Origin of the sequence: Paludibaculum fermentans, from assembly GCF_051172195.1 — a bacterium.
Lineage (GTDB): Bacteria > Acidobacteriota > Terriglobia > Bryobacterales > Bryobacteraceae > Paludibaculum > Paludibaculum fermentans_A.
In genome coordinates this window covers 646812-670302 of record NZ_JBPJAQ010000002.1, presented here as the reverse complement: position 1 = coordinate 670302, position 23491 = coordinate 646812, and the positions used below count along the sequence as shown (strand labels likewise).

The 23491-nt window shown below is 63.6% G+C and carries 22 protein-coding genes; 4 read left to right on the top strand and 18 right to left on the bottom strand.

Going from position 1 to position 23491, the window contains the following annotated elements; genetic code table 11:
* Positions 1 to 29: 29 nt before the first annotated feature.
* The 5 genes from ACR9Y2_RS29295 to selD form a co-directional block, all read right to left on the bottom strand.
* Positions 30 to 617: a DUF507 family protein gene (locus tag ACR9Y2_RS29295; protein WP_435045421.1), complete on the bottom strand. Its 588-nt coding sequence runs from the start codon at positions 615 to 617 to the stop codon at positions 30 to 32.
* 65 nt (positions 618 to 682) lie between these two features.
* Entirely contained in the window at positions 683 to 3406 is a 2724-nt protein-coding gene (locus tag ACR9Y2_RS29290) for an ABC transporter substrate binding protein (RefSeq protein WP_435045420.1), read from the bottom strand.
* A 26-nt stretch (positions 3407 to 3432) separates the two neighbouring features.
* The gene (locus tag ACR9Y2_RS29285) at positions 3433 to 3873 is read right to left on the bottom strand and encodes a DUF2203 domain-containing protein (protein WP_435045419.1); all 441 of its coding nucleotides are present in this window, start codon (positions 3871 to 3873) and stop codon (positions 3433 to 3435) included.
* A gap of 4 nt (positions 3874 to 3877) precedes the next feature.
* On the bottom strand, positions 3878 to 4573 hold the full coding sequence (pyrF, locus tag ACR9Y2_RS29280) for an orotidine-5'-phosphate decarboxylase (protein ID WP_435045418.1): 696 nt from the start codon (positions 4571 to 4573) through the stop codon (positions 3878 to 3880).
* A complete protein-coding gene (gene selD, locus ACR9Y2_RS29275; RefSeq protein ID WP_435045417.1) occupies positions 4570 to 5556 on the bottom strand; it encodes a selenide, water dikinase SelD in 987 nt (328 codons plus the stop codon). The genes pyrF and selD overlap by 4 nt, the downstream gene beginning before the upstream one ends.
* Positions 5557 to 5671: 115 nt before the next feature.
* Here selD and ACR9Y2_RS29270 point away from each other — a divergent pair, with 115 nt between their 5' ends.
* A complete protein-coding gene (locus tag ACR9Y2_RS29270) occupies positions 5672 to 8017 on the top strand; it encodes a SpoIIE family protein phosphatase (protein ID WP_435045416.1) in 2346 nt (781 codons plus the stop codon).
* A gap of 10 nt (positions 8018 to 8027) precedes the next feature.
* Here the strand turns inward: ACR9Y2_RS29270 and ACR9Y2_RS29265 are convergent, their stop codons facing one another.
* From ACR9Y2_RS29265 to ACR9Y2_RS29240, 6 genes are all read right to left on the bottom strand, one after another.
* Positions 8028 to 8681 (bottom strand): PEP-CTERM sorting domain-containing protein, encoded by a 654-nt coding sequence (locus tag ACR9Y2_RS29265; protein ID WP_435045415.1) that lies wholly within the window; start codon positions 8679 to 8681, stop codon positions 8028 to 8030.
* A 156-nt stretch (positions 8682 to 8837) separates the two neighbouring features.
* Positions 8838 to 11345: an ABC transporter permease gene (locus ACR9Y2_RS29260; RefSeq protein WP_435045414.1), complete on the bottom strand. Its 2508-nt coding sequence runs from the start codon at positions 11343 to 11345 to the stop codon at positions 8838 to 8840.
* Positions 11346 to 11452: 107 nt separating this feature from the next.
* Entirely contained in the window at positions 11453 to 11869 is a 417-nt protein-coding gene (locus ACR9Y2_RS29255) for a chemotaxis protein CheW (RefSeq protein ID WP_435045413.1), read from the bottom strand.
* 10 nt (positions 11870 to 11879) lie between these two features.
* Positions 11880 to 12416 carry a chemotaxis protein CheX gene (locus ACR9Y2_RS29250; RefSeq protein WP_435045412.1) on the bottom strand — a complete coding sequence of 179 codons (537 nt, stop codon included), beginning with the start codon at positions 12414 to 12416 and terminating at the stop codon, positions 11880 to 11882.
* Between the two features lie 26 nt (positions 12417 to 12442).
* Positions 12443 to 12814 carry a response regulator gene (locus tag ACR9Y2_RS29245; RefSeq protein WP_435045411.1) on the bottom strand — a complete coding sequence of 124 codons (372 nt, stop codon included), beginning with the start codon at positions 12812 to 12814 and terminating at the stop codon, positions 12443 to 12445.
* A gap of 81 nt (positions 12815 to 12895) precedes the next feature.
* Positions 12896 to 13960, bottom strand: a complete 1065-nt coding sequence (locus ACR9Y2_RS29240) for a tartrate dehydrogenase (protein ID WP_435045410.1) — start codon at positions 13958 to 13960, stop codon at positions 12896 to 12898.
* Positions 13961 to 13993: 33 nt separating this feature from the next.
* On the opposite strand from ACR9Y2_RS29240, the gene ACR9Y2_RS29235 reads away from it, so the two are divergent.
* Entirely contained in the window at positions 13994 to 14770 is a 777-nt protein-coding gene (locus ACR9Y2_RS29235) for an SDR family NAD(P)-dependent oxidoreductase (RefSeq protein WP_435045409.1), read from the top strand.
* A complete protein-coding gene (locus ACR9Y2_RS29230) occupies positions 14770 to 15636 on the top strand; it encodes a heavy metal-binding domain-containing protein (RefSeq protein ID WP_435045408.1) in 867 nt (288 codons plus the stop codon). Before ACR9Y2_RS29235 ends, ACR9Y2_RS29230 begins: the two co-directional genes overlap by 1 nt.
* 3 nt (positions 15637 to 15639) lie before the next feature.
* On the opposite strand, the gene ACR9Y2_RS29225 is transcribed toward ACR9Y2_RS29230, so the two are convergent.
* The 6 genes from ACR9Y2_RS29225 to ACR9Y2_RS29200 are packed head-to-tail and all read right to left on the bottom strand — an operon-like array spanning position 15640 to position 21826.
* Positions 15640 to 15909 carry a DUF167 domain-containing protein gene (locus ACR9Y2_RS29225; RefSeq protein WP_435045407.1) on the bottom strand — a complete coding sequence of 90 codons (270 nt, stop codon included), beginning with the start codon at positions 15907 to 15909 and terminating at the stop codon, positions 15640 to 15642.
* A 5-nt stretch (positions 15910 to 15914) separates the two neighbouring features.
* On the bottom strand, positions 15915 to 17543 hold the full coding sequence (locus ACR9Y2_RS29220) for a response regulator (RefSeq protein ID WP_435045406.1): 1629 nt from the start codon (positions 17541 to 17543) through the stop codon (positions 15915 to 15917).
* Between the two features lie 19 nt (positions 17544 to 17562).
* The gene (locus ACR9Y2_RS29215) at positions 17563 to 18045 is read right to left on the bottom strand and encodes an FxLYD domain-containing protein (RefSeq protein ID WP_435045405.1); all 483 of its coding nucleotides are present in this window, start codon (positions 18043 to 18045) and stop codon (positions 17563 to 17565) included.
* Entirely contained in the window at positions 18035 to 19390 is a 1356-nt protein-coding gene (locus ACR9Y2_RS29210; protein WP_435045404.1) for a TldD/PmbA family protein, read from the bottom strand. Before ACR9Y2_RS29210 ends, ACR9Y2_RS29215 begins: the two co-directional genes overlap by 11 nt.
* Positions 19387 to 20817, bottom strand: coding sequence for a metalloprotease TldD (gene tldD / locus ACR9Y2_RS29205; RefSeq protein ID WP_435045403.1), 1431 nt, complete (start codon positions 20815 to 20817; stop codon positions 19387 to 19389). The genes ACR9Y2_RS29210 and tldD overlap by 4 nt, the downstream gene beginning before the upstream one ends.
* Before the next feature lie 52 nt (positions 20818 to 20869).
* Complete coding sequence (locus tag ACR9Y2_RS29200; RefSeq protein ID WP_435045402.1) at positions 20870 to 21826, bottom strand: cytochrome P460 family protein; 957 nt, start codon at positions 21824 to 21826, stop codon at positions 20870 to 20872.
* Positions 21827 to 21933: 107 nt separating this feature from the next.
* Here ACR9Y2_RS29200 and ACR9Y2_RS29195 point away from each other — a divergent pair, with 107 nt between their 5' ends.
* On the top strand, positions 21934 to 22431 hold the full coding sequence (locus ACR9Y2_RS29195; RefSeq protein ID WP_435045401.1) for a PEP-CTERM sorting domain-containing protein: 498 nt from the start codon (positions 21934 to 21936) through the stop codon (positions 22429 to 22431).
* Here ACR9Y2_RS29195 and ACR9Y2_RS29190 read toward each other — a convergent pair.
* Positions 22382 to 23491, bottom strand: a complete 1110-nt coding sequence (locus tag ACR9Y2_RS29190) for a hypothetical protein (protein ID WP_435045400.1) — start codon at positions 23489 to 23491, stop codon at positions 22382 to 22384. The genes ACR9Y2_RS29195 and ACR9Y2_RS29190 overlap by 50 nt on opposite strands.

Genomic DNA, 23491 nt, shown 5'->3' with positions numbered 1-23491 from the left:
GCACGGTCGAAGGCTCGACCGCGGACGAATTAGTGGGACAGGTCGATGCCGAAATTCCGGAGCTCTTCGGCGTAGTACCGCTTATGCAGCAGATCCCACTCTTCGCTGCCCTCGGGAATCTCTTTCTTCATCGTGCGGATCTTGGCGCGTGCCGCCTTTTCCGCCTTGTCTTCACTCTGCAGGATCTCGGAGATCAGCCGGACCAGTTCCAGCCGCACGTCATTCGAATCGCGGCGGAAGCGGCAGTCGCGCGATTTGCGCATGGCCGTCACCAGCTTGTGCGAGATCTCGTTGATCTTGTCGCGGCTGAGCTTCATCGGGTCGCCGGTGTCGCGTCCGCTGGCCTTCACTACCTTGCGCTGTGCCACCAACTGGTTCTTGATGCGGCGGAACATCTCTGAATAACTGATGCTGTTGTTGGACATGTACACGGAGTACTCTTCCAACAGCGTGCGCACCTCGTCATTCAGCCTGTCTTCCACGGACAACTCATCGGTAATGATCGTCCCCATCAGCTCCGCCACGGCGGTTGGATTGGAGATTTCGATGATGTTGGAACCGAGCTTTGCTGCCAGTTGGCGGCTTAGATAAGTGACGAATTCTTTGGCGAGGAGCATCCTGCGAACTCAGAACCTAACCGGACTACTTTCCAGTCTAGCAGCATGCGGAAAAGCGCTCCAAATCATTCCACTTCGTCAGGTTCCGCCACGGCCGCCAGCATCTCTTCCACAATGGCCCCCAAGTCTTTCGGAAGGAATGGCTTACGAAGGATGCGCCGGGAGCCGGAGCCATTCTCGTGCTCCAGGGAGTCCCCGGGATATCCCGAGATGTAGAGCACCCCAAGCTTGGGATTGTGCTGCAGCAGCCTCTCGGCCAGTTCCGGACCGCTCATGCCCGGCATCACCACATCGGTGATCAGCAGTTCCACCGGCGGATCCGCCTTACTGAACAGCTCCAGCGCCTGCTCGCCGCTGGCCGCCGCGTAGGTCCGGTAGCCCAACTGGGCCAAGGTTTCGCGCGCCAGTTCCCTGACCTGCCCCTGATCCTCCACCAGCAGGATGACGTGGTGGCTGGCCTGTTTGCCGGGGCCCCAGGCGGCCGTCCCGGTAGCCGTCGCCGGCTCCTCCACTGCCGGCAGCAGGATTCGGAAGGTTGCCCCCTGCCCCGGTTTGCTGAACACCGAAATGTGCCCGCCGCTCTGTTTCACGATCCCGTACACGCTGGACAGGCCGAGGCCGGTGCCCTTGCCCACTTCCTTGGTGGTGAAGAATGGCTCAAAGATCCGCTCGCGCGTGGTCTCATCCATGCCCGACCCGGTGTCCATGGCGTACAGCGCCACATAAGAGCCCGGCTGCAGGTCCATCGACTGCGACGAGCGCGCCTCCCTGATCTCCTCGTTCGCCGTCCGGATCGTAAACGCGCCGCCCACCGGCATGGCATCGCGCGCGTTCGCCGCCAGATTCAGCAGAACCTGCGCGACCTGTGTGCGGTCGGCCCGCACGCGCTTCAGCGGCTTGGCCGTCTGGAAACGCAGCTCCACGTTTTCACCCAGCAGCGGCGCCAGCAGCCCCTGCATGGAGACCACCACTTCATTGAGATCGAGAACCTGCGGCTGCAGCACCTGTTTCCGGCTGAATGCCAGCAGTTGCCGGGTCAGGTCGGCCGCGCGCTGCCCGGCGCGCTGGATCTCCACCAGCAGGCGGTGGTTCTGGTCCTGTTCTCCCACCCGTCCCAGCAGCATGTGGCTGTAGCCGTTGATCACCGTCAGCAGGTTATTGAAATCGTGGGCAATCCCGCCCGCCAGCGTGCCCAGCGATTCGACCCGCTGCACATGCCGGAACTGTTCCTCGATCTCCTTCATCTCCGTCACGTCCTGGACCGTGCCCATCACCATGTGGCGGCCGTCGCGCAACTGCGTGAATTCGCCGTACGATCGCACGTGCCGCACCCGCCCGTCCGGCCGCAGGATGCGGTACTCCATGGCCCGGTTCCGCGACTCCTTATCCGCCGTCACGGCCATGGTGCGGATGCGTTCGCGGTCGTCCGGATGGACCAAGTCCATCAGGTGGTCGAAAGTCGGCTCGAAGATCTCGCGGTTCAGCCCGTGAATGCGATATACCTCATCGGACCAGCGCAGGGCCCCGGAGTGAGGATCCTTCTCCCAACTGCCCAGCCGGGCCAGCTTCTGGGCACGTTCCAGGTGGGCCTGGCTGGAGCGCAATTGCCGTTCGGCGTGCCGCCGCCGCAGCACGTTCGCCACCATCGCCGCGATGATCAGGAACTGAATCAAGGTGAAGGCCGCCCCGATCCACACCAGGCGTCGGTTGCGGTCGTAGAAATCGGTCATGCTGGCGGGACGGTTTAGCACCACCACACCGGCGGGGATGAGGTCCGGCGCAACACCAAGCCGCTCAAGCACGACAAAGTCCAGTACCATCTGGAGCACCCCGTGCCGGACAATCGGCACGCCGCCCGGCGACGCGCCGGCCAACACCCGTTTTGCGAGATTGCCGGCCTGCAGGCCATGCGCGCGGCCGTTGTTCGCGCATCCGCCGGCGAAGCCCTGGCCCAATTGAGCGCTATTCGGGCTGAACACCGGTATCGCCCCGGCCGCCCTTGCGATCTGCGCGCCAGCATCCGGCAGCGGCACGTACAACCCGGTGCTGTCGTGGGTGAAGCTGGTCGTCAGCACCAACGAGTCCTGGGGCATGGCTCGCAGTTGCGTCAGGATCTGGCCGAAAGACAGCAGTGAACCGTCCAGGAACTGGAAATGCAGGGACGATCGCCGCCGTGCAATGGTCCGTAGCGCCCGCAGGTGCACCTGGTTCGAGGGCGAAGCGTCGGACACTACAAAAATCTGCCGAACCTTGGGGAACAGGTGCAGGGCCGTGTCGAGATAGCTCTGGAGGTCGAATTCCTCCACTACTCCGGTATAGGAGTCCCGCGGCAACTGCTGGATCAGCTCCGGACTCGATACGCCGGAAAACACCACCGGCACCTGGCCAAACAGACCGTCGCGGTGCTTCAGGAGAAACTGCAGCGCGTCGTCATCCGAGGAGACAATTAGGTCGAGCCGCAGGGTACGATACTTCTCCCGCAGGGTCTCTTCCATCCAGGCTTCGTGCGCCGGGCCGCTTTTGCGTTTCGCGTCGAGGAATTCGGTCCAGACCTCGACTTCGAACGGCAGGGCGGAGAGCACGTCCTCCACGCCCAGCACGAGATCGTTCGTCCACGGGAAGTTCTGGTGATAGGAGTTGAGGATCAGGACGTTGCGCTTGGGCGGAGACGGCTCCGCGGCTGGCGTGGACGGCTGCGCCGCCAACAGACCAGTGGAGAGCGCCAGCAGGCACAGAACGGTGATTCCGTGCCCGGGGGCGAACGATCGAGGCTTTCCCCGGCCAGTCATTTCAATTCATCTCCCGGGTGCCCGGATTAATGAACGAGATCGCCTTCGTGATGATCCAGGAAGTCCCGGTCGATCCTTCTGCGGCCTCGGAACCCCTCATTCAGACCGTGCCAATACCCGACGCCGGTCTCATTGAGCTGGTAGCAGATTAGTACTTCTTCACCCCGGTATTTCGTGGGAAAATCCACGAGCCCGATATTCAGGTCTTTCACCTGTATCCCTAACTCTTCGAACTGATCGAGGATTTCTTTGAGCTTTTTTCCCAGTTCATCGACGCGTTTGCGCAGCGCTGCCAGCCGCTGGGTGTCCAGCTCCACGCCGCCCATCTGGTGAGCTTTCCGCATGCTCCCGGAAATCTCTTCCTGGGCTTCTTCCAGTTCGGCGCGCGCCTCCACGGCTTCGTTGAGCATGCGGCGCACCTCCGGCACCAGACGTTGCGCCTGCTCGAGCGTGAAATAGCGAGCCATGGCCTTAGTGTAGTTGACTTCCCAACGCGCGCAGGATCGCATCCGCCGCCGCCGCCGGTTCCGCCGCCCTGGTGATTTCGCGGCCCACTACCAGATAGCTGGCTCCGTCGGCCATGGCCGACTGGGGCGTCGCCACGCGTTTCTGGTCGCCATGATCCGCTCCGGCGGAGCGCACGCCCGGCACCACCAGCACTGTCTCGGGATGCACCCGGGCCCGCAGCGCAGCCACTTCCAGGGGCGAACACACCAGGCCGTCTGCGCCCGCGTCTATCGCCTTCGAAGCCAGCCACTCCACCTGTTCCGCCACGGTGCGGCCCGTGATGCCCACATCCTCCAGATCCTGCTGGTCGAAACTGGTCAGCACGGTGACCGCCAGGATGCGCAGGTTCGTGCCGGCCGCCGCCTCGCGGGCTGCCCGGATCACCTGCGGACTGGCATGCACGGTCAACAGGCTGCCGCCCAGCGCGGCCACGCGCGCCGCCGCCCGTTTCACGGTTTCGTGGATGTCGTACATCTTCAAATCCACAAAGACTTTCTTGCGCCGCGCGACGATTTCGCGCACCACCGCCGGACCTTCGGCGGTAAACAGCTCCAGGCCGACCTTATAGAAATCGACAGTCGTCGAAAGCCGGTCGACCAGGCTGAGGGCTTCCCCGGCGTTCGGCACGTCGAGGGCAACGATGATGGGGTTGTAGTTCATATAACGTGAATGGGTTTTGCGCCCCGCTCCAGGACACGGCCAATTACGCGGCCAACGGGATGCTCGGCGGCTTGCCGGGGCGATTGCGACAGCAGCAGTCCGCCGGAGGTCTGCGGATCGTACAAAAGCGCTTCGACTTCGGGCCGCACCCCGTCGCGCACCAGGACGCAGTCGGACGCAAACGCCCGGTTATTGTTCAGGCCGCCCGGCACGGCTCCTGCCGCGGCATACTCCAGCGCGCCGGGCAGAAACTCCAGCGCCGCGGAATCGATCTCCAAAGTCACATTGCTCGCCAGGGCCATTTCGCGGCCATGCCCCAGGAGGCCAAAGCCTGTGACGTCCGTACACCCGTGAGCTTCGGTTTCGACCCGGTTGAGCCTGAGCATTGACGCGATGGAGGCGGCCACATGATCCTCGGCGGCCAGGCCGCGCTTCAGCGCCGTCGAGATCACGCCGGTGCCCAAAGCCTTGGTCAGGACGAGGAGGTCGCCCGGCCGCGCGCCGCCATTGGTCCAGATGCGGTCGGGATGGACAGTGCCCGTCACCGCGTAACCAAATTTGATCTCGTCATCGTTCACACTGTGTCCGCCCACCACAGCGCACCCGGCCTCAATCATCTTCTCCGCGCCGCCCTTCAGAATCGCTGCCAGATCCTCCAGATCGCCTTTGCCGGGATAGCACAGCACCGATAGCGCGGTGACCGGCTGGCCGCCCATGGCGTAGACGTCGCTCAGCGCATTGGCGGCCGCGATGGCGCCGTAAGTGTAAGGATCGTCAACGATCGGCGTGAAGAAATCCACCGTCTGCACCAGGGCACACTCCGGGCTGAGCTTGTACACGCCGGCATCGTCCGACGTATCAAACCCCACCAGAACTTTAGAATTGCGCAGGCGCGGAACGCCTGGCAGCACCTGGTCCAAAACCTTTGGACTGAGCTTGGACGCTCAACCGGCGGCTTTGACGTGGGCGGTTAGTTTTTTCATTGCAAACGCATTCAGGGCGCTTTGGCCTCGCTTAATTATCCAGCATCGGGCGCCGCCGTATCGCGGGGTCCCGCAGCGAACCGGAAACGCCCGGCCAGGATCTATAATCGGAGTCTTGACGCATTGGAAACAGCGCCTCGCTCTCTCCGCACTGCTGGTGGTCTGCGGAGCGGTGGAGGGGCGATTCCTGTACACCTCGCTCACGCCGCTGTTCCAGGCTGTGCCCCGCATACCCGGGGTCATTGATCCAGAGAACCTTGCCCTGGGCCAGGTGAAGGACTTTGCGAAGCAAGGCGGCATCAAGGAAGGGGACACGCTGCTGGCGGTGAATGGGGTGCCGATCCATTCCGCCTTCGACGCGGCCCATGAGTTTTTCGCGAAACCCGGTGGAACCCATGCCCAGTTCACGGTGCGCACGGGGCTGGGTCCACCCCGCACAGCCGATCTGGTCACCCCCATCCAGACCATGACCGAATTTGGCGACTTCGCGTTCACACTGGGCCTCAACATAATCCTGCCCATCCTCTGTATCGGGCTGGGGTTCCTGGTCGCCTTCCGCCGTCCCTCCGACCCCACCGCTCTGGCCATCCTGTGGCTTCTGCTGAGCCTGGCCTTCATGCAGCGTTCCAACGGCTATGAGCGCTATAGCTGGGGCGTCTGGATGAGCGGCCCCGCTGTCTTCCTGGACGTGTTCTCGAACGCATGGCCAGCCGCCTGGTGCGCGGTGGCTCTCCTCTTCCCTGACGGCCACTGGCGCCGGGGACCGCTGTCCTGGATCTCCCTCGCCGCCATCCTCATCTATACGCCGCATGACGCGGCCCGGGCCGTGCTGGTCGCGGGTATGTTCGCCGACCCGCGGGTCTGGGCGATTCTGGAACCGCTGGAGCACCTGCCGAAGGCACTCACCCAGTCCTGGCACTTTGCCCTGATCGGCCTCGGCCTGCTGAGCTTCCTGCTGAAGTTCCGAACCGAGACCCATCCCGCCGCCCGCCGCCGCATGCGCTGGATGCTCGCCGGTCTCATGCTGGGCATCGTGCCGAATACCGCGCTGATGGTCTCCGCCGTGCTCCTCAAGCGTGACCTGAACGACTATCCGGTCTGGCTGCTGATGCCCGGTGTGCTGGCACCCATCTTCATTCCACTCACGCTGGCCTACAGCATGCTGGTCGACCGTCTGTTCGACCTCGGCGTGGTCTTCCGCCAGGGCCTGCTGGCGTCGCGCACCGTCACAGCCCTCCGCCTGCTGGTCAATGCGATCCTGCTTTGGATCGCCTTCAGCAGCCACGGCTGGATGGTCACCCTACTCTGCCTGGCGGGTATCGTCGCGGTGAGCTACGGCACAGACCATGTTCGGGCCTGGGTGGATCGCCGCTTCTTCCGTGAAGCCGTCAACGCCGAGCAGGTCCTGATCGAGCTCTCCCACCAGGTGCGCCGCATCACCGATCCCCAGAAACTGCTCGAGATCGTGCAGGACCGCATCCAGTCCACGCTGCACGTCACTCACATCGAAATGCTGCCCGCGGGCGGCTACCAGGGCTTCAGCGATCTGATTCTGCCGCTCACCACGCCTGACCAGGATTACGGCGCGCTCCGCCTGGGCCCCAAGCTCTCAGAGGAGCCTTACTCCCGGCGCGACCTGCAACTGCTGGAATCTGTCGCCAGCCAGACCGCGCTGGCCCTGGATGTCACCCGCCTGACCGCCACCGTCGCCAGTGAAACCGCGCAGCGCGAACGGCTGAACAATGAACTGGAAATCGCCAGCCAGGTGCAACAGCGCCTCTTCCCCAAACGGGCCCCTCAGATCCAGGGCCTCGACCTCGCGGGCTGCTGCGTGCCCGCCCAGTCGGTCGGGGGCGATTACTACGATTTCCTCACCACACCCGGCGGGGCCGTCGGCCTGGCCATCGGGGATGTGGCCGGCAAAGGTGTACCGGCGGCACTGTTGATGGCGGGCCTGCAGGCGTCGCTACGCGGCCTGATCCTGGGCGGCGTCACCGACCTTCGCGAACTGATGGCCAAGCTGAATGTTCTGGTTTACGACTCGTCTCCGGCCAACCGCTTCGCAACGTTCTTCTACGGCCTTTATGACCCCGCGTCCAGCGCGCTGCGCTACTCCTGTGCCGGCCACAATCCGTGCCTGCTGCTGAGGGCGTCCGGTGAACACCACTGGCTCAGGACACCTGGAGTCGGGTTGGGCATGACGCGCCGCGCCCGGTACGAGCAGGCGCAGGTGGACCTCCAGCCCGGGGATCTCCTGCTGCTCTACACCGATGGCGTAACGGAGGCGCGTGATCCGCAAGGTGAAGAGTTTGGAGAAATCCGTCTGCTGGCAGCGCTGGGCGGGGCGCCGGCAGCGGGCGCCCAGGCCGCCGCTGACCACCTGCTGGCGTCCGTGAAAGCGTTCGCCGCCGGAGCGCCGCAGCATGACGACATTACCTTGATCGTGGCTCGCCGCGGCTAACCGCCTCGCGTCAGCGAGGGCGCCGGCGTCGTAGCCCGAGGACCGCGAGTCCTGCCAGGACAACCAGCCCGGCCGTGCCCGGCTCGGGCGTCGGAACCAGTTGCAGCTCGGCGATGCTGGGACTCAGAAACGTACCCAGTTGCACGCCATCGGAACTGGCAATCATGTTGGGGCTGCTGGTGGTGACATACCCGCCCATCACAAAGGTGCCCCCCAGGTTCGCATTGATGGCGGCGACTGCCGCGCTATTCAACTGGACCGTGAGGGTGTGCCCGGATTGAGGCAGACAACCCGGGGTGCTGCAATCGACCCGCGCATCGGCGGGGACCACATTCAACTGGCCATAGACGGTGCCGGCCCCCAGGTCGGCGAAGATCGCCTGACCGGTCGCGTCACCGACCGGATAGATGGAGGAAAGCAGCGTGGGCGACAGCAGATAGTCGGTGAACACGACCGTATGTTGCGGCGCATCGCCGAAGTAGGCGCTGGGCTGGACTACAAACTTCGCCTCACTCACCGGCCCGAGGCCGGAGGGCAGGTTGAACACCCAGAACGCGCGCCAGACAGAGCCGCCGACATTGAGGCTTGTCCCCATGAAGGTGAAGTACGCGATGGGACTCCCGAAGCCCTGATCAGAGATGTCGCCCTGTAGGGACGATGACACGACCACCGGACTGGCGGTCGCCAGGGAAGCGGATAGCAGCAAACCCAGAGTGCAATGTTTAGCCCAGGACATCGCACGAGAATAGCAGAACTCCGGCGGGATTTCGCAATTCTTACGGGACCGGCACTACTTTTCGTGGCCAGGAGCGCCGGCGACCTATTCGTATCGCAGCGCCTCCAACGGATCGACAGTGCTTGCACGCCGCGCCGGCAGGAAACCGGCCAGCAACGCGACGCCGGCCAGTAAGGCGATCACCGCCAGGCCCAGCCACGGATCGTTCACCTTCACATTAAACATCTGCGACGAGATGTACTTGCTCAACGCATAGGCGGAAGGAACGCCCACAGCCAATCCGGCCACCAGCAGAATGATCACTTCCCGCATCATCAGCCGCAATACGTCGAACGGCTGTGCGCCCAGCGCCATGCGCAACCCCACCTCGCGGGTTCGCCGCGCGGCCACAAACGCCATCACGCCATACAGCCCGATCGCCGCCAGCAGGGTCGCCAGGCAGCCGAAGGCGATCGACAGCGCGGCGATGATCCGCTCCGTCGACAATGTCTGGTCCAGCTGGTTCTCCAGTGTCGTGACTTCGTACAAAGGCAGCCGCGGGTCCAGGCGGCGCACTGCCTCGCGCAGCCCGCTCATCATCGACCGTGTATCCATCGAGCCGCGCACGTAATACGCCACCGAGCCCGGGAATCCGGACTGGAACCGCGGGACAAACACCTGCCGGTGCACGCCCTCCCGCGGTCCTTCATATAGGGAGTTCTCCACCAGGCCGACAATCTCGATGGTCAGCTTCGTATCCGGGCCGCCGCCAAAGCCGATATGGCGTCCGATCGGGCTGCCTTTGCCAAAGTAGTACTCGGAGAACGCGCGGTTGACGACCGCCACCTTGAAGTTATCGCCGAGGTCGCTATCGCGCAGGTCCCGGCCTTCCAGCACCGGGATGCCCATTGTTTTGAAATAGCCCGGCGACAAGGCATTCATGAAGGCCTGGATGTCCTCGCCATCCTTGTTCTGATGGCCCTCCACCGACATGCTGGAATCCCATTCCGAGCCGTGGAGAATCGGTACCGCGGCCACACCTGCCGCCTGGACGCCGGGCAGGCCGCGCACATTCGCCAACAGCTCCTGGTAGAACGCCTTCTCGCGCTCCACCGTATAGCCGTTCAGCGATGGGTTCACCTGGAACGTCACCAGGTTCGACATACCCTGGATGCCGGTGGACGTGCCCTTCAGGTTCCCCAGGCTGCGGGAGAACAAGGCGGCTCCGGCCAGCAGCAGGAACGAGAGGGCCACCTGCGCCGTCACCAGGATCTTGCGCAGCCTTACGCCGCCGCCCGTTCCGGAAACAGCCCCGCCCGCATCCTTCAGCACATTCCACTGGTCGATGCGCGTCGCGAAGAACGCCGGAGCCACGCCAAACAGCAGGCCCGTCAGCACGGCCAGCAGCAGATTGAATAAAAGGATCCGCAGATCGGGCGTCGCCGTCAGCATCAGCGGAGTGCCACCCTCCGGCAGGAAGCCGATCAGCCCGCGAATCGTCCAAACTGACAACAGGATGCCCAGTAAGGCTCCGCCCATCGACAGTATCAGGCTCTCGATTAGCAATTGCCGGATCAGTTGGCTCCGGGACGCACCGATGGCCAGGCGCACAGCCAGTTCCTTCTGCCGCGCCACGGCCCGCGCCACCAGCAACCCCGCCACATTGGCGCAGGCGATCAGCAGCACCAGGCCCACCATCGACATCAGGACAATCAGCGCCTTGCCGAAGTCGTTCCGGATGTCGGAATAGCCATTCGAGGCCTGCTCCAGCTTCACCTGCCGCTTGAAGAAGCGGTCCATCTGAAACTTGGAAGCTTTCCTCAGGCCCGGCAAGGTGGATTCGTACTCAAGTTGCCGGGTGAAGATCGCCTGCAGCTTGGCCCGGGCCGTATCCACCGTCTCGCCCGGCTTCATGCGCGCGAACATCTGGATCCACTGGCTGCGGTACTCGCCCATGCTGTCTCGGCCCGGCGTCATGATGGGCGCCATCTGGATGGGCACTCGGATCTGCGGCGACCGCGCCGGATCCATCCCGAGAAACCCTGGCGCCGATACTCCGACAACGACCATCGGGTAGTTGTTCACCAGGACTTTCTGGCCCACAATCGACGCCTTGGCGCCAAAGCGGTTCACCCAGTAGTCGTAGCTGAGCACCACGGTGGGATGGCCCTTGTAGGTCCGGTCATCCATCTCGGGAGAGAACAGGCGGCCCACGGCGGGCTTGACGCCCATCGCATCGAAGTAGTTGCCGGACACCATCTCGGAGATCACGCGTTCTGTCTGCCCGTCCACGCTCAACGACGCGTCATCCAGATAGCGGCAGAATACATGAGAAAAGAAGCCGGCCTGCTTCTGGTAGGCCTGGTACATCGGGTAGGACTGCGCGCGGGATCCATTGTTGTTCCCCATGTGCGGCCCGGTCGACCAGATCATCACCAACTGGGCCGGATCCTTCACCGGCAGCAGCCGCAGCAACAGTTGATCCATCAAGGTAAAAATGGCTGTATTGGCGCCGATACCCAACGCCAGTGAGAACACCGCCGCCAGGGTGAACAACGGGCTGCGCGCCAGGGTGCGCAGTGCGTACTTGAGATCCGGTCCGATGCCTCGCATGGACCTATATACGAATGAGGGGGGTCGCGGTTTGTAACATCTTCATCCAGATGGTGATTTTGCCGGTATTTCTGGCCAGGAGAGCAAGGTCCTGATTCATTTGGCCCTCAAGCCGCCCGCAGAGCCTCCAAGTCCAGCACAGTCCGCCACTTATCGCCCAGCCGCACCAGCCCCTGGCCGGCTCGTACCGCCGCCGGAGGCAGCACCGCCAGCCTGGAAACAGAGTCCACCGCCAAAGCGAAATCAGCCTCCTGCCCGGATTCCTCCTCCGCCTGCACCTCGCGGATCAGCAGCAGGCAACTGCGCGCCGAAATGTCCTGTTCCGCTAAACCCAGGACACGATTCGGTACATAGATCGGGACAGTCCGGCCGTGCAGGCTGGTCACATACCGCAGGGCGCCCCGGCCATCCACGCGGTGCAGTTCGACACCGCGTGTCTGCACCATCCCGCACACCCGGCCGGAAGGGATGGCATACTCGTGCCCGGCCAACCGAACCACCAGGAATTGCTCGCCGCCTGCCATGGCCGCGCCCCTAGCCGATCATCGTCAGAATCGCCGGAACCTGCTCCTGCGCCACCGAGATCTTCGCCGAGAGCTCTTTGCCCGGCTCCAGGCAGAGGTGAACTTCCACCAGTTCCCCCATGCACTGGAACGGCACTACCGTCCACTGGCTCTTGCCGACACTGCGCGTCGTGAAGTTGCGGCCATAGATCACCGTTGGAATACTGAGGCCCATTGGCCCCAATTCTTCCTCCAGCACCGTCTTCACATTCCCCAGCACCATGTTGGTAACTTCGCCGATGGCATCCAGGACTTCGTCGTCAATCGCCGCATACTCCTGCATCAGCAGTTGGCCCGAGATCTTCTGGGCCATCAGCGCGGAACAGGAGAAGGAACCTGATCCCGCCCAGGCGCCGGCCAGCCCCACAATCGCCAGCACTCCTTCACTGGGGCCCGGAGCCGTCACACCCAGATACTCGGGGTGGTCTTCCAGTTCGATCCCCAGCATCGTGCCGAATACATCCTTTGTGGCCTGACGGATCATCGCCACCAATCTCTCGTGTGTCATGGATCTCTCCTTGTTGGCCAACCGGCCTAGATGAGCCCCGCCAGCTTTTCTTTGATCTGCTCCGCCGTGAACGGCTTGCGCACATAGCCCGAGGCGCCCAGCGACACAGCCTCCATCACCTTGGCACTGCTGCCTTCGGTCGTCACCATGATGATGGGAATGCCCTTTGTCGCTTCCTGGGTTTTCAAGGCGCCCAGCAATTGCAGGCCGTCCATGTTGGGCATATTGATGTCGGAGAGAATCAGTCCGACCATCGAGGACTTCAGCTTGTCCAGGGCCTCCTGGCCGTCGCCGGCCTCGATCACCTTTCCTAACGGCACATCAGCCTGGATCAGCACCCTGTGCAGGATCTTCCGTATGGCCGCCGAATCGTCGACGATCATCACGTCCAAGGGCATAGAACGTAAGCCTCCCTAGCTCTGGAAGGCTCATCGGCGCCATCGCGGCTACTGTGAGAAGAATGCTGGAGAAGTTGTGAATCAGGCCAGATTCGCCAGCACAGCGGCCGTCACTTCCGCTGTCGTAGCGCGGCCACCCAGATCCGCGGTCAGGACTTTGCCATCGGCCAGAACAGCGCGCACCGCGCCCTCAATCGAGGCGGAGATGGCCGGTTCACCCAGGTGGTCCATCATCATGGCCGCCGCCAGGATCGTCGCCAGCGGGTTCGATACGCCTTTGCCTGCAATATCGGGAGCCGAGCCGTGTACCGGCTCAAACAACGACGGAGCGTTGCGCCTTGGATCCAGATTCGCGCTCGGAGCCAGCCCGATGCTCCCCGTCACAATCGCCGACAAGTCGCTGAGGATGTCGCCAAACAGGTTCGAACCCACCACGACATCGAAACTGGCCGGGCGCCGCACGAAGTTCATTGCCGCCGCATCCACCAGCAGCGACTCCGTCTCAATGTCCGGATATTCCGCCGAAACCTCGCGGAAGATCCGGTCCCACAACACCATGCCATAGCCCTGCGCGTTTGATTTCGTGATCGAAGCCACCTTGCGCTTCAGGTTGCGCCGCCGCGCCAGGTCGAACGCATAGCGAATGATCCGCTCGCAGCCATGCCGGGTGAAGACGGAGGTTTGAATGGCTACCTCTTCCGGCAGATGGTGATAGACGAACCCGCCGACGTTGGTGTATTCGCCTTCCGTGTTCTCACGTACGACCACCATGTCGATCGCACCCGGCTCATATCCTCGCAACGGACTCTCGACGCCCGCGTACAGATAGGCCGGCCGCTCGTTCACGTAGAGGTCGAAGCCGCGCCGGATGGGCAGCAGCATGCCATTCAGCGTGATGTGGTCCGGAATGTCGGGATGCCCCACCGCGCCGAGAAGAATCGAATCGTGCGCCCGCAGCCGCTCCAGGGCATCCACCGGCATCATCTGGCCCATGCGGAAGTAGTGGTCAGAGCCCCAGTCGAACTCCTCGAATGACAGGTGCACGCCAGCCGCCGCGGCGCTCTTTTCCAACACTTTGCGGGCCGCCGGCACGACTTCCATGCCAATGCCATCTCCCGGCAACAGGGCAATCGACAGCTTCTTCATAACGTCCATGCTAGCCTGTGGGACATGGCCCATGTGAACCCGTTTTCACTCACCGGAAAAACCGCCCTCATCGCCGGAGCCAGCCGTGGCATCGGGCAGGCCATCGCGGAAGGTGTCGCCCGCGCAGGCGCCCACACGATCCTGGCCGCACGGTCTTTGCCTGCTCTCGCCGACATCGCGCGGTCACTGCGGGCCGAGGGTCTGCTGGCCGATGCCGTCGAGCTCGATATCGCCTCGCGCGACTCCCGCGAGAAGGCTCTCGAAGCCATCCCCGAAGTCGACATCCTCATTAATGTGGCCGGCATCAATCTGCGGAAACGGTTCACCGACTACACGCCCGAAGAGTACGACCGCATCCTCAACACCAACCTGCACGGCATCTTCGAATTCACCCAGGGCATTGGCCGGCGCATGATCGCTCGCGGCGCGGGCGGCAAGGTGGTCAACATCGGCAGCCTGACCTCGGTGCTCGGACTACCCTACCTTACCGTCTACACCATCACGAAATCGGCCCTCGCCGGCTTCTCACGGGCTCTCGCCGCCGAATGGGGCCAGTACGATATCCAGGTGAATTGCATCGCCCCCGGCTTCATCCTCACAGACCTCAACCGGGAAATGTGGGAGAAGCCGGAGATGAAGAACTGGCTTGCCTCCGTCCAACCCAATCAACGCATGGGCTCAGCCGAAGACATCGCCCCGCTGGCCGTCTACCTCTCCAGTCCCGGAGCCAACTACGTCACCGGCCAGGTCATCGCGGTCGACGGCGGCTTCTCCACCTGTTCCGTGTGGCCGTTCCAGCCCGCCTCCTGATGCAGCGCCGCCGCTTCCTTTCCACGGCCGCCGGTCTGCCGGTCCTGCTCGGCCAACAGGCGCAGGATCCGGACAAGGTGGAGTGGCTCTGCCCCATGGATAAGGATGTCCGGTCAGCCAAACCGGGTGTCTGCCCGCGCTGCGGCATGAAGCTGGTCCCCGGCATCCCGGAACCCGTGGAATACCGCCTGCTGCTCGACGTCACGCCGGCCGCCTGGAAGCCGGGCCAGCGCGTCCGCATGCGCTTCGAGATCCGCGATCCCCGCACGAACCAGCGCGTGACAAAACTGCAGGTGATCCACGAGAAGCTGTTCCACCTCTTCCTGGTGAGCGGCGACCTCTCGTTCTTCGCCCACGAGCATCCCGAGCCGCAACCTGACGGCACGCTGCTGTTTGAAACCGTGCTGCCCAAGCCCGGTTTCTACCGCATCCTCGGCGACTTCTATCCCGAAGGCGGAACCCCGCAACTCGCCGTCCTGAGTATACTTAGCGCCGGCAGCGACCAGGTCTCCTTCGCCACGCCGCGCCTCATTGCGCAGACCGCTCCCCAGGCCACCGCCAACCTGAAAGTCGCATTACGAAACGAACCCGCCGTGCCCATCGCCGGCCTCAAGACCATGTTGTTCTTTGAGCTCCAGCCGGCCGACGGACTCGAGCCCTACCTGGGCGCCTGGGGCCACATGCTGGTCGCCAGCGCCGATCTCATCGACCTCATCCACACCCATCCCTTCCTGGCCAACGGCGGACCCAACCTGCAGTTCAACGTCGTGTTTCCCCGTCCGGGCATGCACCGCCTGTGGGTGCAGTTCCAGCGGCAGGGCGTGGTGAATACCGCGGTGTTCACCCTGCCCGTGCGCGGCCTCTGATCGTCAGGCAGTGATCCGAACTTGTTTGTGTGGATTGGTGGCGCCCGCCACAATCTCCACCTGCTGGCGCCGCACGCCGAATTCGCCTGCCAGGAACCGGATCAGCTCCTCGTTGGCCTTGCCCTTCTCGGGCACCGCGGCCAGCTTCACCTTTAAGGATCCATCGCCCAGCTCGCCACCCCATTGGGTCTTTGGGCTCTTGGGGATCACCCGGATCTGCAGCGCCAGCCGGCCCTCGGTCTTCAACGAATTCCGCAGCGCGTCCAGGTCCACCGCGATTACTGCAGGGCCAGCGTGAACAACTCGCCCGCCTCCATCTTCCAGCCGCCTTCGGGGAAGCCCGTGATCGGGATGCGCGGCCCGGGCTTATACTCGCGATCGAGGAAGAACACTCGGCCCATCGCTTCCACCTCGCAGTGGCCATTCTTTGCAATGGGTTGACGCACCAGGTCGCGCTGCGACAGGCACTCCGCGCCAAAGCCGGAGAGATCAGCGGGCGTGGTGCCGGGCGGCAGTTCCACACGCGTCCGCACCCAGCCGCTGCGCTCAATGAAGTCCTTACCCAGGCCCAGCGCCGAGCCGCGCCACTTCTTCTCGCCCTTGCGCTGGATCAGCACCTGTACCCCAGCCAGCGTGGAACTCACCTTGAACTCCACCACCAGGTAGTTCCGCGCATCGCTGATGTTCTCACCCTGGAAGGTACCGTACGGCCGCAATTTCCCTTCGCGCTGCAGTTCCTTGGACGCGATCTCGTAGGTGAACGGGGCGGCATCCATCACCTTCTCCCGCGCGCCGTCGCTCAGGTCGGCCAGCACCGGGGTCAATTGATACCGTAGCCGGGAGGCGTCCTCGGCCGCCGGCTCCACCATATTGTTATCGGTCACCGGCATCAGGACGGGGTGCGAGCCAATCCGGATGCCCTGGTACGGCACATCCTCGTGCCCTTTGGTCTGGATGAGCGTTTTCTTCGGTTTGCCGGCAGAATCCAGCCAAACCCGGTAGATGTACTCAATGTCAGTGGTGCGGCCCCAGCGGGCCATCAGGTCGCGCGTCGAAGTGCCGCCATCCTCATTCGTGAAGATCACCGTGTATTCCAGGAACGCGCCGTCGGCGTCCTGGTCCCGCGTGCAATATGCCATCAGCGGGACATCAGTGAACTTACCCAGCGTGTTCAGGCGCGCCAGCAGGATGGGCGCATTGGCGATGAAATCACTGCTCGAGTTCTCGAATTTCGCGCCAGTCACAGCCAGCCCGGCCCCGGCCGCAGAATCCGCCGCCTGCCGTTCCACTTTCAGCGTGTGCGCGCCTGCCTTGAGTTGCCCGAGGAATATCTTGTAGCTGCGCTCCGGTCCGGTCACCATCAGGTGCTGCGGCGGCTGCGCATCCACCTTGATGGCCGCCAGCGCGCCTTCCTTGCCGGCCACGGCCCAATCTGATCCTGGCGAGGACATCGTCAACTCCGCCAGGACTTCCCCGCCCTGCGCCACCTGAAATGGAAACGACTGGCCCTGCGCCCGAGACATGCCGGCACAAACCAGCATCAGGACCAGCACCAGCAACAACCGGTTGATCGTCCGCAGCAGGCAGTCCGTCGCCACCGGTTTCTTCAGCATCGCATTGACGGAACCCGCCATTGGACTCTTCTCCAGATCCTCCGGCCAGCCGGAGAGCACCACCAGGGGGAGCCTGGCATCGCGCGCCCGGATGTCCTGGATCAGTTGCAGCCCATCGCTGGGCCGGGGCAATCGCAAGTCCATCAAAACACAATCGGAATCACGGGCATCCACATGCATCAGGGCGTCTTTCGAGCAGGCCGCCGACTGCACCGTATGGCCGCTGCGCTCCAGGATCAGGCAACGGATCTCACGCTGATCCGCGTCGTCTTCCACAACAAGGATTCTTGGCATTCGAAAAGGATTAGTGAAGCTACTCGGCGAACTCAATGCGGGCGATGACCAACTGCGGCAACGCCTGATTCCAGGAACTGGGGATGCTGTCAAACGGGAGCCGGAACGACCGCGTCTCCCCTGGCGCCAAACCCTTCCCCGACATCTTGACGATCGCGACGCGTTCCCGCAGGACAAGCTGGCCATACGGGTCGTAGAAGACGCAGTTAATGTCCACCAACCCGAGCGTCCTCGACCCGTTGTTGGTGATCTTGCCGACGATCTCGACAAGCATCGTCTTCATGTAATTCTCGCTCGCCTTCATCTCAACGTCCGAGAGAGCGAGATTCCGGACGTAGCTTTTCGCTTCGGCGGTAAGTGCGGTCGGCTGCAACGACTGATTAGGACCCCGGAGGAATAGGACGTAGAAACCTATGGCGGCGATCAGGACCACGACGGTCAAAATGACCAGCGGGGTCGAGTTGAATGTCAGCTTTTGGCTGTTTCGAGTACTAGTGACCACTGACCGTCATCTCCCCTACCAGCAGCGTGGGGCAGGCGACCGAACCGCGGAATTCCAGATCGTCGCCCACTGCTTCAATCTGCTCGAACATCCGGCGAAGATTACCCGAAATCGTAACCTCATGGACCGGCCAAGTCAACTCACCATTCTCTATCCAAACTCCGGCCGCACCCCGGGAATAATCACCGTTGACTATATTGACACCGGAACCCAGGAGTTCGGTCACGTACAAGCCATTTTTAACGCCGCGAATTATCGCTTGCGGGCTTTGCGAGCCCGGTTGGAGGAACAAATTGCCGTGGCCGACCGACGCATTGCCCGTAATGCCCCGCGCCGCGTTGCCCGTCGTCCGCAATCCTAACTTTCTGGCGGTGTACGTATTGAGCAGATAGCTTTTCAGGACCCCAGCTTCCACAATCGTCGTGCGGCGCGAAGCCACGCCTTCGTCGTCGAAAGGACTCGTGCCAAACAGGCCCGGCAGGGTGCCGTCGTCCACCACGGTCACCAGCGGATTCGCGACCAATTCATCCAGTTTGCCGGCCAGGAAGGACGACTTGCGGTACACCGCGTCACCCGAGACCGCCGAGAAGATGTGACCGACCAGCGACCGCGCCACCCGCGGCTCGAAAATCACCGGCACCTTCTGCGTCGGAGCCTTCTTCGCGCCCAATCGCCGCAGCACACGCTCGGCCGCCTTGCGGCCAATGTAATCCGCTGCTTCCAGGCGTTCAAACGTACGGGCGCTGGACGACCAGTAGTCGCGCTCCCGCCGTCCGTCCACGCTCGCCACCGGCACCACCGACAAAGAGCACGAAGACGTCCGGTAGCTGCCGAGGAACCCCAGCGAATTCGCAAAGGCCCGCCAACCTGTGTGCGAACCAAAGCTGCCGCCTTCGCTGTTGTCGATGCGGGCGTCCATCGCCATCGCAGCCTGCTCACCGGCGCGCGCCTGCTCGATCTTGAACGCGGTTTCCAGCGCCGCAATCGAGTCGGAGTACAAACCCAGCTCGCCCTCGAGCTTGCCCAGGTCCGCCGGATCCGGCAGACCGGCATGCGGGTCCGTCATCGAGATGGCGGCCAGCGAAGTGGCTGATTCCACAATGCGCTGCAACCCCTCATCGGTCAGGTCGGAGGAGTAGGCCGAGCCCACCTGCTGCCCGCAAAGCACACGCAGGCCGGCGGCCCGCGAGCCCGCTTCCTTCAGCGTCTCTACTTCGCCCAAACGCACTTGTGCTTCGAACTCGTCGCCTTCAGAAACCGTAGCCTCCGCTGCAGTCACCCCGCGCGCCATTGCCAGGGCGATGAGCCGCGCCGCAATCTCCTCGTGGCCGTTCGCTGGACTCATGCGTTCCCCCCGACGGTCATCTTGTCGATCTTCACCGTGGGAATGCCCACGCCCACCGGCACGCTCTGCCCTTCCTTGCCGCAGATCCCCACGCCTTCGTCCAACTTCAGGTCATTGCCCACCATGCTGACCCACTTCAGCACCTCGGGCCCATTCCCGATCAGCGTCGCGCCCCGCACCGGCCGAGTCAAGCGTCCATCTTCAATGAGATAGCTCTCCGTTGCGGAGAACACGAAGTTGCCGCTGGTGATATCCACCTGGCCGCCACCGAAGGTCGCGCAGTAGATCCCCTTGGGTACCGACTTGATGATTTCGTCCGGATCGCTCTCTCCGGACAGCATGTACGTATTCGTCATGCGCGGCATGGGGATGTGCTGGTAGCTTTCGCGCCGGCCATTGCCTGTGGCGGCCGAACCCAGCAACTTGCTGGACAGCCGGTCGTGCAGGTAGCCGCGCAGGATGCCGTTCTCAATCAGCACGTTACGCCGCGTGGGCGTACCTTCGTCGTCGACATTCAGCGACCCGCGCCGGCTGGCCATCGCGCCGTCGTCCACCACCGTGCAGAGCGGGCTCGCCACCTGCTGCCCCACGCGATCGCTGAAGGCGGACACTTTCTTGCGGTTGAAGTCGGCTTCCAGCCCATGACCCACCGCCTCGTGCAACAGGATCCCGGGCCAGCCCGGCCCCAGCACGACCGTCGTCTCGCCCGCCGGCGCTTCCACCGCATCCAGCGAAACCAGCGCCTGCCGTACAGCTTCCTTGGCGAACTTCTCCGGCAGGTTCTGGCTGGTGAAATGGTCGAGCCCGACGCGGCCGCCGCCGCCCTGGTAGCCATTCTCCACCCGGCCGTCGTCGCCCTTGGCCAGGACGGAGACGTTCAGCCGCGCCATTGGCTGGCGGTCCCACACCAGCGACCCATCGCTGCTGGCAATCAGTACGTGCTTGATGTTGTCGGCGAAGCTCGCCTGGACCTGGAAAACCCTGGCGTCGGCTGACCGCGCCGCCTCGTCGGCCCTGAGAATCAGCGCAACCCGTTCAGCCAGCGAGGTTTCGGCCGCGGGCACCGGTACCGCATAGAGGTCCAGTTTCTCGCCTTCGTCCAGGCCCGACCGCACGATGGACGCCGGACCCGCTGCGATGCACGCCGCGGTGCGGGCGGCTTTCAGGATGCGTTCCGGGGTCAGGTCGCCCGAATACGCGTAACCCGTTCGTTCTCCTGACAGTACACGCACCCCGACGCCCAGCGTCACGCCCTGAGTGGCCGACTTGATGATCGACTCATCCAGGCTGAGCGCCGTGCTTTCGATATATTCGAAGTACAGGTCGGCGAAATCGCCGCCGCGGGAGAGGGCTTCCCCCAGCCACCGCTCCAGGTCGCGCGGGGTCAGGTTGAACCGCCGGGCGAAGAACGAGTCAGAAAAACTCATCCCTCAAGGGTAACAAGGCGTCCTAGCGGCCCGGCCCCGTTCCCGTGGTTTGTTACTTCTTCGATAACCGCGCGATCCGCTCGTCCAGTGCCTGCTTCACCCGCCCGCGGCGATCGTCGCCCAGGGTGGTGTCCGCATCCACCAGAGCCGCCGCGGCCTTGGCGCTATTCAGCGCGAGTTCCGGCTGCCCAGCCTCCTCATAGACTTCCGAGAGCGAATCCTGCGCGTTGGCGGACTTGGGGAACGCCGCCGTCATCCACTGCATCACGGCCACGGCCTGCGTCTTATCGCCCTGCTGCAGGAAGGCGTAGCCCATGGCATTCAACGAAGCCTCACGCAGCGACAACGCATTCGGATTCTCCGCCTTGGTTTTGTCCAGAATCGCGGCCGCACTCGCGCCCTGCGCATTCATCGTATGGAACAAACGCACGGGAGACGGCGCCGGAGCCTGATACGAGGCCCGCACCGTGCCCATTTTCTCGGCCACCGACAGCGCTGTCGGATAGAACTGCGAGAACGAGTTCTCCACGGCGCCGTTCGGCTCGTGACAGCCATAGCAGCTCGCCTTGCGGTCGAGCACCTTGGTCGACGTCAGAAACGGCCGCAGCCCGCCCGCGAAATTGAAATACCCCCAGCCCTTCTCAAACCGGGCCGTGTCCTTCACCGCCGCCTCAATCGCCACCACGTCACTCTGATAGAAGCCGCCCTTATTGATGGAGCCCTGCGAGACCGAGTAGCGGATCTCCAGCACGAAGATGGTCGAATCCGGCCATTTTCCGGTCTGCTTGAACGCCGCATAGGCGGACGGATTCACGAACACGTTATCGAACATCGGGCTTTCCAGGGCCTGGGCCGCCGCCGGCCCGTAGGTCATGCCCAAACCCGACGAGAGGTAAGTCCATTCGCGGTAGTCGGCGGGGAACAACAACTCCCCTTTGTCGTTGAACTGTGGACGATCCGCAGCCACGGCGAGGAGGGAGAAGGAAGCGAGAAGCAGCAGGGTGCGCATAGTGTCGGGGTATGTACAGAATCGGGGATGTACGCCGCGAAAGCAACCTTCCTCGCGTCCGGCCGGCAACTTGTGACAAGCTACAGGGAAAGCGGGAGGAGGGTTCCGTGAAGCGACTGATACTACTGGCGCTGGTCCTGGCGTCGAGCGCCGGCGCCGCCACCATTCACATTGTCGAAGCCAACTGGACGCTAGGCGGCCCACTCACCGTGGACGGCACCGGCACCGATGGCGATGCCGACAATGTCCTGGCGCTGGCGGAGCTCACTTCCCTGACAGCGGTCTATGACATCGCCGGCGGTGGCACTTTGACCTGGGACCATGCCGACTTCCTGCTGGGCGCCTTCGGCATCGGCCCGTTCTCGGGCACCTACCTGTTTCTGGCCCAGAATCCGGGCGGAGCCGCGGTGATCGCTTCCGCCGGCAGCGGCAGCAGTTCAGCCCAGGTCTCCGACGCGCGCATTGGACTGCAGGACACCGCCAGCGGTTTTACCGCCGTACCGGAGCCCTCCACGTTCACCCTGCCCGGTGCCGGCCTGCTGCTCGCCGCCGCGGCTAGGTTTCGAAAAGCGTGGTCTGCACGGACGCGGCCGTCTTCGAAATAGCCCGCACCAGCCGGCGATAGGGAAGCTCCTCGAGCTTCGGGAATTCGATCCAGTCGGCATCGCGCCAAGAACTGTAATACCAGCGCGATAGCAGCGACAGATGTTCCGCCCGTTCGCGGATCGTCACTTTGGGTGCCTCGACGCCGGCCACCAATTCGCGCAGCCGCCGGTCCAGGGGGATGGCATCGCGCCCCGTGGCGGCCACTTTGAACTCCACCGGCGTCTGCCACACGCCCTTCAGCAGGAACAGCAGTTCGACGCAGCCGGGCTCCACACTGGGCGCCACGGCCACGCCGCACACCCGGTCGACATCGTCCACCAGGTCGTCGCGCAGCTTCAGCACCTGCTCGATGCGGTGATAGCGCTGGTGCTGCCGCTGCGCCTGTTCGAAGTCGAGTTCTTCGCTGAAGCGGTCGCGCGCCCGGGCGACGGGCTCCAACAGGCTCTGCCCGCCGGTCTGGAGGAAGTGCACCAACCGGTCGACCTCAGACCGGTACTCTTCCGGCCCCACCACGTCCTGGCAGGGCCGCAGGCACCGCATCATCTCGCCATAGATGCAGCCGGGATGCTCGGGCGACACCTTGAGATCGTCCTGGCAGCGGCGCACCTGGAACAGATCGAGCAACTCCTGCTCAAACCGTTCGGCTGTGACGCGGCTGCGAAAGGGCCCATACTGAAAGGCCTGGGAAACACTCAGGCGTGTCGTAATGGTGGTGCGCGGGAACGCATTCGCCAGCAGCACTTTCACGAACGGAGCCAGGCGCAGTTTGATCATCGCCGCGTAATTATCGGGGAAATGCTGCCGGGCCATTTCGTAGTAAACCAGGCTGGAACCCAGCCGCGAAGCCGTGAGATGATACTCCACCCGGGTGGCCACTTCGCTCAGGTTCAGCAGCCGCGACGGACCGGCCCGAGGTAGCAGCAATCGCTTGAGCCTGCGCCTCAGCAGCGCCGTGCGCGCCAGGTAGGGCCGCCCCTCGCGCGGATGGATGAGAAACACGGCCGGCCGGTCGGGCACGGCCTCCAGGTCGAACGGTGGTTCGAGGAAGGTGGGGCCCAA

What these genes read in the sequence shown, in the direction of transcription:
- ACR9Y2_RS29295 (WP_435045421.1), bottom strand. Translation starts at nt 617, where the DNA reads ATGCTCCTCGCCAAAGAATTCGTCACTTATCTAAGCCGCCAACTGGCA.
- ACR9Y2_RS29290 (WP_435045420.1), bottom strand. Translation starts at nt 3,406, where the DNA reads ATGACTGGCCGGGGAAAGCCTCGATCGTTCGCCCCCGGGCACGGAATC.
- ACR9Y2_RS29285 (WP_435045419.1), bottom strand. Translation starts at nt 3,873, where the DNA reads ATGGCTCGCTATTTCACGCTCGAGCAGGCGCAACGTCTGGTGCCGGAG.
- pyrF (WP_435045418.1), bottom strand. Translation starts at nt 4,573, where the DNA reads ATGAACTACAACCCCATCATCGTTGCCCTCGACGTGCCGAACGCCGGG.
- ACR9Y2_RS29260 (WP_435045414.1), bottom strand. Translation starts at nt 11,345, where the DNA reads ATGCGAGGCATCGGACCGGATCTCAAGTACGCACTGCGCACCCTGGCG.
- ACR9Y2_RS29255 (WP_435045413.1), bottom strand. Translation starts at nt 11,869, where the DNA reads ATGGCAGGCGGCGAGCAATTCCTGGTGGTTCGGTTGGCCGGGCACGAG.
- ACR9Y2_RS29250 (WP_435045412.1), bottom strand. Translation starts at nt 12,416, where the DNA reads ATGACACACGAGAGATTGGTGGCGATGATCCGTCAGGCCACAAAGGAT.
- ACR9Y2_RS29245 (WP_435045411.1), bottom strand. Translation starts at nt 12,814, where the DNA reads ATGCCCTTGGACGTGATGATCGTCGACGATTCGGCGGCCATACGGAAG.
- ACR9Y2_RS29240 (WP_435045410.1), bottom strand. Translation starts at nt 13,960, where the DNA reads ATGAAGAAGCTGTCGATTGCCCTGTTGCCGGGAGATGGCATTGGCATG.
- ACR9Y2_RS29230 (WP_435045408.1), top strand. Translation starts at nt 14,770, where the DNA reads ATGCAGCGCCGCCGCTTCCTTTCCACGGCCGCCGGTCTGCCGGTCCTG.
- ACR9Y2_RS29220 (WP_435045406.1), bottom strand. Translation starts at nt 17,543, where the DNA reads ATGCCAAGAATCCTTGTTGTGGAAGACGACGCGGATCAGCGTGAGATC.
- ACR9Y2_RS29210 (WP_435045404.1), bottom strand. Translation starts at nt 19,390, where the DNA reads ATGAGTCCAGCGAACGGCCACGAGGAGATTGCGGCGCGGCTCATCGCC.
- tldD (WP_435045403.1), bottom strand. Translation starts at nt 20,817, where the DNA reads ATGAGTTTTTCTGACTCGTTCTTCGCCCGGCGGTTCAACCTGACCCCG.
- ACR9Y2_RS29200 (WP_435045402.1), bottom strand. Translation starts at nt 21,826, where the DNA reads ATGCGCACCCTGCTGCTTCTCGCTTCCTTCTCCCTCCTCGCCGTGGCT.